Below are 16,124 nucleotides of genomic sequence, written 5' to 3' on the forward strand. Positions count from 1 at the left end.
AAAGAATGAAAATGAAAAATATCATAATAACATCGATCATATTAACGCTTAGCATCACCAGTTGCAACCTAGATATTGCACCGACTAATTTGTCTACTATAGACGCACTTCTAGAAGAAGAAGGTGGTATTGCTACAGCTACAAATGGAACCTACGCATTATTCAAAGATGTACTTGCCTTCCGAGGCCAAGAAGCGGGAAACTTGAATAACGACTACACAAGACACTTATATCAAATGTCAGAATTCGCTTCAGACAACGTGATGTATACTCAATTCTCAGGTGATCCACTTTATCTAGTTTTTACAAGAGAACATATTCCAGATCAGGAAAATTCTTCTTACTTCTGGTTCATTGCTTATCGAATGATCTTAGGAACAAACTTAATTATCGCAAATGCTGAAACTGGTGTCGACGCTGATACAGATCAAATAGTAGGTGAAAATTACTTCTTAAGAGCATTAGCTTCACATGATCTTTTGAGATTTTTCGCAAAACCTTATTCACATGGACGAGAAAATCCAGGAATTGTACTAAGAACAAGTATTACAGATGAGAACATCAAAGCAAGGTCAACTGTAGGAGAAGGTTATGACCAAGTTGTTGCGGATCTTCTTAAAGCTGAAGAATTAATGAGCGATGGCAATTCTAGAGGAGTAGAGTTTGGATCAAAACTAGCTGCTCAAGCACTTCTTGCTAGGGTTTATCTAGAAATGGAAGAACATGATCTAGCGATAGAATATGCAGACAAAGTGATTAACAATAATCAGGGTGTAAAACTTGCTAGCAATAGTGAATACTTAGACAACTTCGCAAATACACCTTCATCTTCTGAATCTATTTTTGTAATCAAATTTACCCTTCAAGATCACAGAGGTAAAAACGGTTCGATCGGATCTATGTATTATGACGATGGAAACGGAACTGGCTGGGGTGAAGTTTTCGCATCTGAATCTTACTTAGATGCGATCAGATCAAATCCTGAAGACATCAGAAACGAATTAGTGCTTTCTACAGGTGGTACTAAAAGTGGTTACCCTATTCATTACATCACTAAATTCTCAGGTCAAGATGGTATTGTCAACTTATCCTCACCACAATACTTGAGGTTATCAGAAACTTACCTTATCAGAGCTGAAGCTTATGCGAAAAAAGGTCAGACACAAGAAGCATTAAATGATGTGAATATCATCAGAGAAAGAGCAGGTCTATCTGGTGACAAACTTTATACGACGGATAATATCGGTAGTAAATCAGTATTAGAGATCGTACTAGATGAAAAAAGAATCGAAATGGCATTCGAAGGTCAGAGATATCATGACTTAGTAAGAAATAAAATTGACCTCAATAGAAACTACATCGGTATTCATAATGAAAATGGAGATACAAGAACCGTTATTCCTTGGGATGATGATCGTTCTATTTTCTTTATACCAAATATTGAATTAGTTACGAATCCTTCAGTAGTTCAAAATCAATAAAAACTAAAACCTCTTATGATTAGGAATGCCTTCTACCTTCTTTATATTTTATTGATCAATGGCTGTGAAATCAGTGATCCAATTACTGAAAACAAAGACGAGGTCACTATTACATATGAAGAGAGTTTTGAAGATTTTCATAATCCTGAAAGAGGTTTCTATAAGTATTCAGAAACTAGAACTAGTAATTATAATCCATTATCAGAAAATCAGTTAAAACAATACAAAGGGTTAACGAGTTCATCTGGATCTACATACAAGACATTTAACACCCTTGTTTTTAGATATTACGTCCTTGATAATTACAAAAGTTCTAGCATTTCAGAAACAACCCTGAACTTGATCGATGCAGATTTCGAAACTGCTAGAAAAGCAGGCGTTAAGGTAATTCCTAGATTTTGCTATACCACTTCTGCAAACTCTGGAGATTGCAACGAAGGATTCATCTGTCCACCTTACGGAGATGCGCCGAAAAGCATTGTACTTGAACACATTAATCAACTTGCTCCTGTAATCAATAAAAACGAAGATGTTATTTTATGCATTCAGATGGGTTTCATCGGAACATGGGGCGAGAATTATTATACTGACTTTTTCGGAGATGCTTCCTCTAATGGTACACAGCAAAAAGTGCTAGACGAAAACTGGAACGACAGAATAGAAGTGCTGAATGCAATGCTCAATAAATTTTCAAAAAACTTAATGATTCAAGTTCGGTATCCTCAATTAAAACAGCGTGCTATATATGGCATCAATGCTGATACCAAAGTTGCGCCATTACAAGAGAGTGAAGCATTTTCTGGATCGAATAAAGCAAGAATTGGATTTCACAACGATTGCCTATTCGCAAGTGCAGATGATTTCGGAACTTACGAAGATTACGGCAATAGTTCGACCGCAAGAAGAACAGATATCACCAATCTAAAACCGTATTTCAGTGAAGACAGCAAGTATGTGTTAGTAGGAGGTGAAACTTGTTCAGATGGTTACAGCCCACAGAATAATTGTGAACCTGAGGGCCATGCGGATTCAGATCTCAGAAAATTACATTACACCTATTTAAATGCGGATTATAACAATCAAGTCAACAATGACTGGGTAGATGGTGGCTGTATGGATTCGATCCTATTACACCTTGGATATAGAATCGTACTGAAAAATGCGAAATTCAACCCAAATCTGAGTGAAAATAGCCTTTTCAATTTCACGATCAATTTAAAAAATGTGGGCTATGCGTCTCCTAATAAAGCAAGACCTGTAAACCTGATCCTGAGGAATCAAGTTTCTGGAGATGCAACAGCATTCGAATTAGACACAGATATAAGAACATGGCACTCCGATATCACATTAGATGGAAGTATTGATGTTCAATCTAAATTAAGTTCTGGAGCCTATGATTGCTACCTACACTTCCCAGATTCAAGTGAAAAGATTGCGGACAACCCTGATTTTGCCATTCAATTAGCGAATAATAATATTTGGGAAAAAGAAACTGGATATAATAACTTAGCGTACACATTAGACATTCCATAAAAAGAAAAAGATGAAGAAAAAATCATGGCTGTTGTTTGCCTATGTTACAATGATAACATGGGGAGTTTGGGGAGCATTTACAAATCTACCAACCGAATATGGTTTTCCAGAAACTATGATTTATGTAGTGTGGGCACTTACGATGATCATTCCTGCCATTATTGTTCTAAAGATGAACAATTGGAAACTAGAAGTTGACAAGAAAGCCATTCTATATGGTAGCTTAATAGGTTTACTTGGAGCAGGAGGGCAGATGATATTGTTTCATGCCGTCAAAGTTGGGCCTCCTTATTTAATCTTCCCTATTATCTCATTATCACCCATTATAACCATCGGATTATCGTTTCTTCTATTGAAAGAGCGGACAGGATGGATAGGAACAGCAGGAATAGTGCTTGCATTAATAGCGCTCCCAATGTTTGAATTATCAGGTGACTTCTCCTTTAGTAATCCATTTAGTTCATGGTTTTTCTTAGCCGTGCTTGTACTAATGGCATGGGGACTTCAGGCGTTTTTCATGAAGAAAGCGAATGAAATAATGCAAGCGGAAAGCATCTTTTTCTACATGATGATCTGGGGTATATTATTAATTCCATTTGCGCTATACATGACTGATTTCGACACTGCGATTTTCAGCACGAAAGGGATTTCACTAGCAGCAGGGATTCAGGTTCTAAATGCTATAGGAGCATTATTTTTAGTGTACGCCTTTCGTTATGGAAAAGCTATCGTAGTTTCACCATTAACTAATGCAGGCGCTCCGTTAATTACGGCAATTATATCATTGATTGTACTTAGCGTTGTTCCTTCAGCGACTAAAATCATCGGTATTGTATTAGCAGTTCTAGCAGCTTTGTTAATTTCATTGCAACCAGAAGAGAAAAAGGAAGAGTAAACAATTACTACTCATAAACAATCAATTTCTGACTTACAACTGTTCCCTTACCTCTTAAAACTACAAAATATAAGCCTTGAGATAGGTTTGCAGTTGATACACTAAAATAAGGGAACTCGAAATCTCTGCTGTACACAACCTGGTTTGCTGTGTTCACTATTTCCAGGTGATCATAGACAAAACTTCCTTCTATGTGGACTGTTCCACCTTGCAAAATTGGATTAGGAAAAACAATTAAATCTTTAGCCGAAGCGCCTTGATCTACCGAACCTTCACTAGCTGTAAAAAGCTCATTCGATCTTCTGATTGCTTTTTGGCTCACTAGCACTCCCATATTTCTGCCTGGTATGTCATCAGCGGGTGGATGAATTCCACCCCATATTCTAGAAAGGCTGCATTGATCAGAAGCATCTCGATAAGACGCCCATTGCAAAATCACATCTACACTTGGACCTTCCTCAAATACCAAATATTCATTCTTCTTAGCATGAAACTCACCTAGCCCACCTGGAAAATATGGAGAACCAGTTATATAGGCAAGAACATCCGCAGCCGCTCTAGAGTAAGTAGAATGCCCAGAAACATATCCAGCAAAGGGTGGAGTCACAAACGAAGGTCGTTGGTACGGCCACCAATCTCCAGCAAGTATCCAGCCTACCCCCGCTTTTTCCGTTGCAGGATTATCTACATAATCAGGCCCCTTCCATGCTTTTAATTTTATCTGCCCAATGAGGGAAGGATCTGGAAAATCAGGATCTCCACTCTTAATTAATTCAACCAATCCTGGCTCTAGTGGTATGCCGTACTTATGATAATTTAAATCATTCGGATCGGTAGACTGCCCCAAACTCGCCATGTACCGAATAGCAGATATGGGCCTTATATAATCATAGTAGCCCTTTACACTCCAAGCGGCAATAGCAGCATCATGCATCGCGCCACCTAGCATAAGATATGCTTTCACATCATATTCCAGATCTTCTAATATTTCTCCTCCTGCATATTTCCTCGAAAATTCAGGTTGGTCCATCACGTAATTAATAATGGTAAACCAATGACCAGGAGGTGTTTCAGAGTGTGGTCCATCCGCCCAAAATTCAGCTAACACTCTTGTATAATCTCCTCTAGAAACCCATTGCTCTTCATAAGGCTCTCCCGTAACAGGGTTCGTCTGATAACCAGAACCGATGTCCCCTCCATCTTCTAAATAAAATGCAGGATAATCACTTACTTTTTCAGGATAATATTCAATATTGCCGATCTGATTAGGAGAAATATCCCACATGACCGTATCATCTGAATCTAAATGTGAAGACCATTTATTGACTAATGAAAATCCCCATTGATAGGCTTCTGTTTCTTCCTCTAGTAGCGGCGGCACACCAGGATCTAACGCAACTGCATATTGAAATCCATCTTTATTATACTTTACATAATCATCCTTCTCAAATGCAAATGACTTTACCACTCCCCATTCTGGACTTAGAAAAGTTGGAACAGCCTCTGGTAGTATATTACCACTCTGATCAATGAATCTATTGAAAAGCAAGGGTTGCCATCGGTTAGGATCTACTATTCCATTAATTCCAGAATGAGTTGGATCTAAAGGCTCGTTCGTAGGATTGTAGAACTGGTTATCGTATCCATTTTGCTCATTGGCACCATCCGACAAGCCATATTTTATAAAGAATAAGGCTATATAATTCCCAAGTGCTGCTGGATCATTAGTGGTATAATCGGTAGAAATATTGGAAGCGTCGAAACCATACGCTCCCATTAAATCGTCTGCCATTTTCTTTATTTCAAGAAATCCAGGAGCATCTTTATAACGGTGCATTATCAGATTATAAACTGCGTGACTTATCACTTCAGCTACTTGTGCTTTGTTGTCTAAATCTACTCCAACTTGACTATATAAATCACTTAAAAACCGGTCGCTTTCTATCCCTGGAAAGTATGGCTGAGATTCGCCATCAAATAATGCCCAACTCGTATACATCGCAGCAGAGGTATGATATAAATTTCTTGCGTGTATCGTAGGCCGAGCAAAGTCTTTTCTTATAGACTCTATCACCACTTCATTCCATGCTCGAGCTATAGTTTTATCCTGTGCTTTCAGATGACCACTTACACAAAGCAGTGAAAGAAAAACCAGCGAGAAAAATTTGAGCATTTTCATGATCCTATAATTTACAAAATCTATGCCTAGTCATTTGATTATCATTTTCTAATTCTAGAACGTATAATCCTGCCGAAAGGTCTTTCACTTGAATCTCAGATCGTCCAGATTCTAACTTACCAATATGAAGGTATCTGCCACTCCCATCAAGCACGCGGTAAGTATAAGTCGATTCTGGATGAAGTCCGTTAATGTAAAGGACATATTGAACAGGATTTGGCAACAGCGCTATAGACACTTCTTCGTCCTTTAGAAAAGATGAAATGTCCACATCCATACTCGCCACTGAACCTGTGCAACCACCCTCAGAGATTTCAACAACCTCGAGCACACCTTCATCCTGCTCATGCCATATCACCATAACATTAGCACCACCTTGACCTAAAACAATGCTGCCATTCGTACAGCGCCACTCGTAATCACTTCCTTCCTGTCCAGATACAGAATAAGCAAACTCCATTAAAGCACTTACTTTTCGAGATCCACTTATTTCTATTTCAGGTAAGTAAGTGCAGGAACCATCTTCATCCGTCGCCTGAGGATTATAACTACAAGATAATGGATCCATACAACCTCTAATTTCCAACTCATCACATATTCCATCACCGTCTTCATCTCTTACACACCCATCACAATCATAATAATCTGTAACGAAACGACAAGAACCATTATCGAAGATCGCATCTGACGTATAATTACAAGCATTTTTATCCATACAACCACCGAGTGGTTCATCGATATACAGTGTTTGATTTGTACTAATATTTTTTAGCACCGATATATTATCTGATGGCCATCGAACAATAACACTATCGATAACATCATACTCGCCTACCCCGAAATGCCGTGTATAACTATGCTGAGAACTAAAACTTTCACCACATCCTATCTTCCGATACTGCGTCTTTCCTTCACTATACAATTCCACTCGCGCCCCGATAGCATGAGCATTGCTAATCGTTCCGGCTAAATGAATCTTCAGAAAGTTATTTCCTGTAAAATCATTCCTCCATAAAGAATTATAACTATTAATAAAGCCAACCCTCGTCACACTGTTTTTCACAAAATCTACAGCGCCATCTCCATTATAATCACCCATGGCAACACCATTATTAAATGCATTATCTTGCTGAAGGCCCCAGTCAATATTTCTCTTTACAAAGTAATTTTCATCCGTATGCTCATATGTGAAATTGCTAAGCATCCCTCCGATGTGAACATCTAAATCCATATCATTATCGGCATCAAAAAAGATCGTCCCGAATGTTACATTTTTAATATCAAGATTATACAAAGCCGAAACTTCAGTAAAAGTATTATCTCGGTTATTTTCTAAGAATACATTCCCCGCAGTTGTATTGGTTACATAAATATCCTCCCAACCATCCGCATTGAAATCTGTAATCGTGGCAGTCATACTGTTTAACTTAAAATCCACTCCGCAAGAATCTGATACATCCCGAAACGTCCCATTCTTATTATTTACTAAAATAATATTCCCTTTTTCAAAATCTTGAGCGAGGTATAAATCTTCCCAGCCATCGCGATTGTAATCTATAGTAGACATAGCGAGCACACTTTCACCAAAACCATGGAGCCCAGACTTTGCAGTAATTTTCTCGAAAGTCCCATCCCCTTTATTGCTATATAGGTCAATGTTTCCAGTCTTCTCCTTCGTTCGATGTGAAACACATAGATCCAAATTTCCATCTTTATCATAATCTAACCATGTGGAACAATAAGAGGATTGTCTTTTAAAATCCAAACCAATCGCTTCTGTAACTTCTTCAAAAATAAAATCGCCTAAGTTTCGGTAAAGCTTGTTTTTATCTTCTGAAGAAAGATAGAGATCTAATAATCCGTCTTTGTTGTAGTCCACCCAAAGAACTTGCCTAACCTCACTTGTATCATCTACGAAAGCGGGCATCGGTTGCAAGTGATTTCCATCACTCATGAAAAACTTTAGCTTTTCACCTTGATGAGTAGCAAAACTTAGGTCATCGTAACCGTCATTATTAAAATCAACAAAACTAACTCCACCACCATATTCCACAGTTTCAAATGAAAACGTCAAGCCTTCTTCTTCAGCGATATTCGTAAATCGCTGCGCATCGACACAGCTTACCGAGATGGTTAAGACTAAGAGTATAAGGATATATGTCAATGCTTTATTCTTCATCTAATACTAGATTTATGCAATATAAGACTGTTTAATCAATAGATCTACATCTGTTTTGTTCAACATACCCAATTCTGGTCTGATACAATTTGCTGCGCCACATGCAACACCCCTTTTAGAAGAATCCTCCTCTCCTAAGCCAATATAGTGTGCACCTATTAGTCCAGCAAGCAGACAATCTCCAGAACCGATCGTACTTATTACTTTCTGATCTAGTGTTACATTAGCATGTATAGTGCCTTTCTTACTTCTCAAATACAATCCTTCTTTCCCATCTGTTACCGCAGCAAATTCGCACTGTTCGCCAAGTAAAGCAATTGCTTCTTGAAAATCTGCACTAAACATCTTACATACTTCACTTCTATTCAAGTGTACCATATATGGCTTAGCTTTTAAAGCATTAATCAATTGCGGGCCTGTAGTATCTATAAATACTGGAATTGCATGAATCTCACAAAACTCAACTATTTTTTGAGTAGACGTTAGACATGCTCCCGAAGGCCATGATCCACAAATTGCGACAGAAGAAATGGTATCCGAATTCTCCCCTATCTCCCGTATAAACTCTTCATAAACTTTCGATTCCACTTTAGGTCCTGCACCTAGCAATTCTGTATCATGCCATTCATTCTTAGAAATAAAACTGTAGCATGAGCGATTCCAGCCTTTCACAAATGGTCCTGAAATATTAATTTTTGGATAGTAATCCATGCACCTTTTTTGCAGTTGATCTCCATTCTCACTTCCCCATATTCCAGCGAGAGTTGTAGGAATCCCAAGTTCCTCCAGCGCCATAGCAACATGAATACCTTTCCCTCCTGGAAAATAAATTTCTGACTTCATTCGGGTCGGTTGCCCTGGATGAAAGCTATCAATTTCAGCTTGAATATCCATTGCAGGATTAGGACAGATGATAAATGTGCGCATACGATATAATGCCATTACAAATATGATTTATTTAAAACAGGATGTTTGCTTACAAATTTAAAATATTTTTTTATTTATTTAGTAATGATTCGAAATATTATGTACTTTCGTTTCATTTCTTTTAGTGCATAAACAGTAATAAATACTTATATAAATCAGCATTATGTTACGAAAACTGTATCTAACCTGTATTTTGGTCTTAGGTGTTATAATCTTCATCTTCACTCCTCAGAGATTATCTGCTCAAGATATTAATGACCTGAAATTGAAAGATTACAGGCCAGAATCTATATATAATGTCCCTAAAACTTCCATTAGTAAGGCAAAATTTCCAGTGATAGATATGCACTCTCACGCCTATGCTCAATCAAAAGAAGACATTGATCTGTGGATACAAAACATGGATGCTTTTGGAATAGAAAAAACTATACTACTTACCTATCAGACTGGAGAAGCATTCGACAGTATCTATGACTTGTATAACCAATACGATGGTCGATTCGAAATATGGTGTGGATTTGATTATACAGGATATAACGAAGAAGGATGGTCAGAAAAAGCTGTTGCAGAGCTCATCAGATGTCATAAAAAAGGGGCAAGAGGAATCGGCGAATTAGGAGACAAAGGATATGGACTACTTTATTCTAAACCTACTCCAGCGCATGGAATGCACTTAGATGATGAAAGAATGCGGCCATTACTTGAAAAATGCGGAGAACTGAATATGCCCGTTAATGTCCATATCGCAGAACCTTACTGGATGTACGAACCGATCGATGAAAAAAATGATGGGCTTATGAATGCCGGAAATTGGAGAATCGACACAAGCAAACCTGGCTATATCAATCACGAACAACTTATACAAACGCTGGAAAACGCAGTAAAAAATAATAGCAATACCACTTTTATAGCCTGTCACTACGCAAATTGTTCTTATGACTTAGACATTCTGGGTAATCTACTAGATTTGTACCCTAATCTCTATGCGGATATTTCCGCAAGATACGCAGAGGTCGCACCCGTTCCTAGAAGAACAAGAAAATTCATAGAACAATATAGTGGCAGGTTACTTTATGGTACTGACATGGGGTTTAATAAAAAAATGTACGAAATCACATTTAGAATCCTGGAAACCGCCGATGAACATTTTTACGAAATAGAACAGTTCAATTATCATTGGCCGCTATATGGACTTAATCTTTCTGACCGCACATTAAAAAAGATATACTATGAAAATGCAAAAAAAATATTGGATGGATCGAATTAACTTAAAATATGCCTCACTACTTATATTTTTGTTCACACTAGGAGGAAACCTAGCTGCGCAGAGCTTTGTAGATTTTGACATTGATAGCGAAATTACAGAAGTCCAACCAATGACCGGAATCGTTTTCTGGCCTGGCAATAGCTTCATTAATACTGATGCCGTTGCACTTGAATATTCTTACATGGATTTTTCTAAAGTAGTTACTGGCAAGGATGAATATGACTGGAGTGAAGTAGACGACCTACTCGATAAAATGGCGGCAAGGAATCACCAAGGTATTCTTAGGTTTCGTTTTTCTTATCCAGGCAGAACAACTACCGTTCCTCAGTACATAAAAGATTTACCTGATTATGAGGAAACAGAAGGATTATCGGAAGGAAAAACTACTTATTTCCCAGATTGGTCAAATGAAGAATTAAAATCTTTCACTTTGAATTTTTTCAAAGCTTATGCGGAGCGTTATGATAAAGATCCTCGCTTAGCCTACGTTCAGGTTGGTTTCGGTTTATGGGCGGAATATCATATATACAGTGGACCACTCGAGATAGGAAAGACCTTCCCTAGCAAAGAGTTTCAAAAAGAATTCTTCAACGTCTTAGACGAGTCCTTTGAAGATACTTATTGGAGTATTTCAATAGATGCAGCAAATGGAACATACAGTCCTTTCGAGGCAGAACCAGAACTGAAGGATATTACGTTTGGATTATTCGATGACTCTTTCATGCACCAAGGACATTCTGGATACAATACTCGGAGCTGGAATTTCTTCGATAGAGATCGATACCAAATCGCTCCAGCTGGCGGGGAATTCAATTATTACACGAACTATGATCAAGCTAACGTCCTTAATCCAGATGTGGGAGCTCACGGTCAGCCATTTGAAATCCACGCACAAAATTTCCACATCAGTTATATGATTGGTAACGATCAAGCTAAATACCAATCTATCGAAAGAATTAAAGAAGCGAGCATGGCTTGCGGTTATAAATTCAAAGTTCTTTCTTTTAAGTCAATGGCTGATAGCAGCACAGTAGAGATCACTAACTTGGGAATAGCGCCATTATACATAGACGCGTACCCGACTGTAGATAGTATTAGAAGTACTGAATCACTAAAATTGCTACAGCCTGGAGAAGTGAAAACATTTACAATTTCAAGTGGATCTGATAATCCTACGTTCAGCATTGAATCAGATGACATTCTCGAAACACAAGAAATTCAGTTTTTCGGTACATTGAATGATTATGAACCATACACTCAGCCATCTAGCATAGAAGAAGCACAAGTGACTTTTTCTAAAGTTTTTCCGACGGTAACAGACACAGGATTGATTAACATACAGTTCGAAAGCGGTAATTTATTTGATGTCAATGTTTTTAATGCAGAAGGAAAGGAAGTTCTACAAAAAACATTGCGAAATGATAGTAAGTTAAATCTTGCTGCATATGGATCTGGGATGTATTTTATAAGAATAAGAAATGAAGCTGGAAACATCGATACTTTTAAAATAATAGTAAGCGGAAATTAAAAATAGCACTAAGTGTTGTTAATAACTATTGCTGATAAATCTTTTAGTAATGACAGTGGAACCTCGAATTCACTGCCATTTTTTTTGCTTAATCTGATCAAAATAACAGCTCCTTTCTCGATTTATGATAATATAATCTTAATCCTGGTTAAATAAATTATAAAACAAGCTCATATTTTCTAATAAGCAGATTTGCATTATATCTTAATTAGAAAATCAGTAAACATGAAAACAATCCTCTACCTCTTCCTTGGCTTCATTCTGCTCTAAAGTTGCCGTTCTTACTCCTTCATTGACAATTACAACTTACCGCAAAACCAATCTAAACTACCTAAACTTAGACCTCTTACAGACCAAGAACTCTTCAATAATGACGAAGAAGACTATTCTAATTCTTACACCAGAGCATTAGGGACATCAAGTAATCTTTACGTAATAGAGCGGCAGTTTAATAAATACATTCTAGAAGGTTTATCAACCCAGCGAACGGCTAATTACGGTTATGCACTCATGCGAATTAATCATATGAAAGTTAGGAATGACTTATCCTTATTTTCTATTGCAGCAGGGATAAGCCTAGGATTGACAACCATTATTGGTCTTCCTGCAGGAAGATATACATTAGAATTAGACATTTCACTTGAGATCTTAGATGTCAATCAAAATATCGTCGAAATATACAATGGCAAAGGCAAGCAGCGCGCAATTATAGGTGCATATTACGGCTATGGAGAAAATAGTGCAAAAGAGAAGTGTCTCTATGAAAGTATGGAAATGTGCCTTACCCAGATCAATGAAAAAGTGATGCGCGATTTTGATAGAATCGAAGCAAAACTTATTAAAATAAAAAAACAATTTGATCTAGAAACATCTGCGCCAGAAGAGTAAATAAAAAACTTAAATCAGTGTTCTCGAGGATCGCTTACCTTTCATGCATCAGATCTGGATAAAAAAGAAGCGTATTTCATCTATCAGAAGACATTGTTTGCCGAAAAAAATCATAATTTCTTCTGTTCCCGAAATTATTTTAATCCTTGAATAGTTAGTTATGGTAACGGTATTACCGAAATGATCCAATTATGAACAAATACAGACTAAAATCCAAAATTAGAAATGTAGGAATAGCCTATTTGCTATTGTTTTTCGCTGGCGCACAATATGCTTATCTGAATAAGTGGGGCACTCAAATCTTTTTTTGGATCACGTTTGGAGGATTAGGTATCTGGTGGCTGATCGATATCTTTAGAATACCCGCAATGGTGCAAGATTTTAATGACCCTATCTTCGACGAAATAGAATATATAGAATCTATGGAACAGAATCGTTATCGGGAGAGAGAACAGGATAGGTACAGAGATAGAGACGATTTCAAAGAATTAAGAAGAATGCGAGCCGAAAGGTCAGGGAATCTTCTAGATGAAGAATGGCAAAAATGGTAAAGTAGGAAACACGCCTTATTTATCATTTCAAAGTTGCCTTACCATTTAGTTTCTTAGCTAAATCTTCAATGGAAGAATCCGTGTGCAATTTAATCAATCCTTCTCTTAAGGCAGTATATTCACTATGCATAGGACATGGATTGCTATTGTTACATTGCTCTAACCCCAGTCCACATTTCACATAGATATCACCACCATCTAGTACCTCAACGATACTTTTAATATTTATTTTTTTTCGGTTGTCTTCTTCCATCCAGAAACCTCCAGATGGGCCTTTAATCGACTGAACGATCTGATTCTTGGATAATTGCTGCATGATTTTACCTGTAAATGCTCTTGGAGAATCTATTGCTTCAGCAATTTCTTTCAACCCTACTCGATTGCCTAATTGTGATTGAAAACATATATACAATACTGCTTTAATTCCATACTCACATGCCTTCGAAAACATACACTCAAAATTTATTAAAAGGATAAAGTTACAATTAAAGAGAAAAAAGTCATTAATTGTTTAGACAATTTTAAACCTAGTGCTTCTGATAAAGATAGCTAATACACCGACTACTATCAATAGAGAGCCGATTGCAATCGCCGAATAATAACCGGGCATAAATCCAAGCTGAAACCAAAGCATCAATCCCTGACCAAACAAGAGCAATTCTGTAACCAGAATACCTCCTATGAAAAGTAATATACCCCAAGTACTTAATTTCATATTCATCATTTTACTGATGATTGCAAATAAAAACATGGACAGGCATCCCAACATTAAAAGATGGATAAATCCAATTACAAAATTCCTAATCGTGTATGACATTTGTGCTAAATAAGGAAGAACTACGGCGGACTGTATTAAAATTTTCAGGACCAATGCTGATAGCGCAATGTATATCAGCCTTTGATTAAAAAGAGAGAAAACTCTTGGCAATAACTTTCTAACAGTCCGAAACAGTTGCAATCCGAAATACAAAGCTAGTAACTGAATGATCACACCTGCACTATTCGTTAAGAAAATTGCAATGTGAGGTGTAGACCAAGTTACTGCAAGTGCATAGGTTAATACTGTAGAAATACACAAGAACCAAAAAAATATCTTCCCATTTTTATGTCCCTTAATGACCGGATCGATATGGATGACTTGAAATAGAAGAGCCAAAAGTGCAAAAACAAACCAACCGTTAAACTGAAAATGTAGATAAAATTGTATTGCTGCATAATAGAGCGCAGATCCTTTCATGCCTGCAGATACAATAGGCCCAAGTGCTAAAGATCCGATTGTCGAGATAACCAAAAATACAATACTGGCTTTGAGAAAAAGGATAGCCAAACCTTGCTTTCCTGAATTGCTGATATCTTTCCAAATTCTAAAGGCAAAAATATAAATGAAAAAGATATGTAAAATTGAAAATAGAATAGAAACCGAATGGTAACCGACGATAGGGAAGGTAAACATCATGACCAGAACAATCAATTGCAGTACCCAAAAAAGTCTTATATATCTCTTCATGTCTAGTTGAAAAACATAGATGATCACGATATAAAACATCCCGAACAACCAACCTAATAAGGCAACATGAGAATGACCATGCTGGACATTTCTATAATTGAACCAAGACGGCATCTCTAAGACATAAGCTGTTCTCATGGCCAGTCCCATCAGACTTGCAATGAAAAAGAAGAGCAAACAGCATAAAATAGGACGAGTTGCGTTTGTAATTTTATTCATCATTGATCAGAAAGATTAAAAAAAGGTGTTAATAGGATTATAACTACCAACACCTCATGCTAGTTATTTTGCGTTATCTATATCATTTTGATACATGAATTCCAGCAAGTCTCTTGCATCTCCTATAGAAACATTCTGATTAGGCATTCTAGTAAGACATTCTTCTAAAAGTCTTTGTGCTTCAGGATCTTTCTCCAGCATAACCTCCACATTTGTGACCATATTCATGATCCACTCAGGCTTTCTCCTAGTCGTTACTCCAGCCCAGCTAGGCCCAACAATTCTAGAACCTTTCAATTTGTGACAAGCCGCACATTTCATTTCATAAATCGCTTTCCCCTTTGTCACCATTTCCTGATTCAAAGGATCATTCAAAGTTACATTGGTGATTTCACCTACACCTTTTCCATTATCTACAGGAGCCGCTTCTTTCTTAGCAGGTGCTGACTTAGCTGAATCGTCTGAACTCTTTTCAGAACACGCAAAAACTGCTCCAGCCAAAAATAAGATTACTAATAGTTTTTTCATTTGTTAATTTTTAAGTTTTGAATATTCGATAAATTAAGCTTGATTGCCGTTTCCCTAATTGAATCTGAAGCATAAATAGATTGGAGTTCATTTCTGATAGAAGTTACCGAAATGTGATAAGGACAATGTTCACATGTTATATGGTTTTTCTGTCCTAACATGCATCCTTTCAGCAATCGATCGGACTGCTCGATATCTTTAATGATACTCATCAGATCATTGTTTTTCTGCTCCTCAGTCATATAAAATCCTCCATTCCTACCTTTCTTCGATTCAATCAAGTGCCGCTTAGTTAAATATTGTAAAGTTTTCGAGAGCATCGACTCACTGATTTCAGTCTCTTCAGCCAGTACTTTTACGCCTACTAAATGCTCCTCATCTGAGTTAATAGATAAGTACAACACTGCTCTTACTCCATATTTACTAGTCTTACTTAACATCG

At 37.2% G+C, this 16,124-nt stretch carries 14 protein-coding genes; 7 read left to right on the plus strand and 7 right to left on the minus strand.

Features of this window, described 5'->3' with window-relative positions; translation table 11 throughout:
• Window positions 1–11: 11 nt before the first annotated feature.
• Genes L2586_RS02840 through L2586_RS02850 form a run of 3 tightly spaced genes read left to right on the plus strand, consistent with a single transcriptional unit; the run spans window position 12 to window position 3,909 of the window.
• Window positions 12–1,481: a RagB/SusD family nutrient uptake outer membrane protein gene (locus L2586_RS02840; RefSeq protein WP_235291259.1), complete on the plus strand. Its 1,470-nt coding sequence runs from the start codon at window positions 12–14 to the stop codon at window positions 1,479–1,481.
• A 15-nt stretch (window positions 1,482–1,496) separates the two neighbouring features.
• Window positions 1,497–3,014, plus strand: a complete 1,518-nt coding sequence (locus tag L2586_RS02845) for a DUF4832 domain-containing protein (RefSeq protein ID WP_235291260.1) — start codon at window positions 1,497–1,499, stop codon at window positions 3,012–3,014.
• Window positions 3,015–3,024: 10 nt separating this feature from the next.
• A complete protein-coding gene (locus tag L2586_RS02850; protein WP_235291261.1) occupies window positions 3,025–3,909 on the plus strand; it encodes a DMT family transporter in 885 nt (294 codons plus the stop codon).
• 7 nt (window positions 3,910–3,916) lie between these two features.
• On the opposite strand, the gene L2586_RS02855 is transcribed toward L2586_RS02850, so the two are convergent.
• The 3 genes from L2586_RS02855 to L2586_RS02865 are packed head-to-tail and all read right to left on the minus strand — an operon-like array spanning window position 3,917 to window position 9,209.
• The gene (locus L2586_RS02855) at window positions 3,917–6,088 is read right to left on the minus strand and encodes a T9SS type A sorting domain-containing protein (protein WP_235291262.1); all 2,172 of its coding nucleotides are present in this window, start codon (window positions 6,086–6,088) and stop codon (window positions 3,917–3,919) included.
• 4 nt (window positions 6,089–6,092) lie between these two features.
• On the minus strand, window positions 6,093–8,267 hold the full coding sequence (locus L2586_RS02860; RefSeq protein WP_235291263.1) for an FG-GAP-like repeat-containing protein: 2,175 nt from the start codon (window positions 8,265–8,267) through the stop codon (window positions 6,093–6,095).
• A 12-nt stretch (window positions 8,268–8,279) separates the two neighbouring features.
• Entirely contained in the window at window positions 8,280–9,209 is a 930-nt protein-coding gene (locus L2586_RS02865; protein WP_235291264.1) for a 1-phosphofructokinase family hexose kinase, read from the minus strand.
• A gap of 148 nt (window positions 9,210–9,357) precedes the next feature.
• Here L2586_RS02865 and L2586_RS02870 point away from each other — a divergent pair, with 148 nt between their 5' ends.
• From L2586_RS02870 to L2586_RS02885, 4 genes are all read left to right on the plus strand, one after another.
• The gene (locus L2586_RS02870; RefSeq protein WP_235291265.1) at window positions 9,358–10,461 is read left to right on the plus strand and encodes an amidohydrolase family protein; all 1,104 of its coding nucleotides are present in this window, start codon (window positions 9,358–9,360) and stop codon (window positions 10,459–10,461) included.
• The gene (locus L2586_RS02875) at window positions 10,424–11,989 is read left to right on the plus strand and encodes a T9SS type A sorting domain-containing protein (RefSeq protein WP_235291266.1); all 1,566 of its coding nucleotides are present in this window, start codon (window positions 10,424–10,426) and stop codon (window positions 11,987–11,989) included. The genes L2586_RS02870 and L2586_RS02875 overlap by 38 nt, the downstream gene beginning before the upstream one ends.
• Window positions 11,990–12,514: 525 nt before the next feature.
• A complete protein-coding gene (locus tag L2586_RS02880; protein ID WP_235291267.1) occupies window positions 12,515–12,877 on the plus strand; it encodes a hypothetical protein in 363 nt (120 codons plus the stop codon).
• 191 nt (window positions 12,878–13,068) lie between these two features.
• Complete coding sequence (locus L2586_RS02885) at window positions 13,069–13,428, plus strand: TM2 domain-containing protein (RefSeq protein ID WP_235291268.1); 360 nt, start codon at window positions 13,069–13,071, stop codon at window positions 13,426–13,428.
• A gap of 22 nt (window positions 13,429–13,450) precedes the next feature.
• On the opposite strand, the gene L2586_RS02890 is transcribed toward L2586_RS02885, so the two are convergent.
• Genes L2586_RS02890 through L2586_RS02905 form a run of 4 tightly spaced genes read right to left on the minus strand, consistent with a single transcriptional unit; the run spans window position 13,451 to window position 16,122 of the window.
• Window positions 13,451–13,879, minus strand: coding sequence for an RrF2 family transcriptional regulator (locus L2586_RS02890; RefSeq protein ID WP_235291269.1), 429 nt, complete (start codon window positions 13,877–13,879; stop codon window positions 13,451–13,453).
• A gap of 60 nt (window positions 13,880–13,939) precedes the next feature.
• Window positions 13,940–15,157, minus strand: a complete 1,218-nt coding sequence (locus tag L2586_RS02895) for a hypothetical protein (protein WP_235291270.1) — start codon at window positions 15,155–15,157, stop codon at window positions 13,940–13,942.
• 60 nt (window positions 15,158–15,217) lie between these two features.
• Entirely contained in the window at window positions 15,218–15,682 is a 465-nt protein-coding gene (locus tag L2586_RS02900) for a c-type cytochrome (protein WP_235291271.1), read from the minus strand.
• Window positions 15,679–16,122, minus strand: a complete 444-nt coding sequence (locus L2586_RS02905; protein ID WP_235291272.1) for an Rrf2 family transcriptional regulator — start codon at window positions 16,120–16,122, stop codon at window positions 15,679–15,681. Before L2586_RS02905 ends, L2586_RS02900 begins: the two co-directional genes overlap by 4 nt.
• Between the last annotated feature and the right edge of the window lie 2 nt (window positions 16,123–16,124).

This window comes from Portibacter lacus (assembly GCF_021533215.1).
Taxonomy (GTDB): domain Bacteria; phylum Bacteroidota; class Bacteroidia; order Chitinophagales; family Saprospiraceae; genus Portibacter; species Portibacter lacus.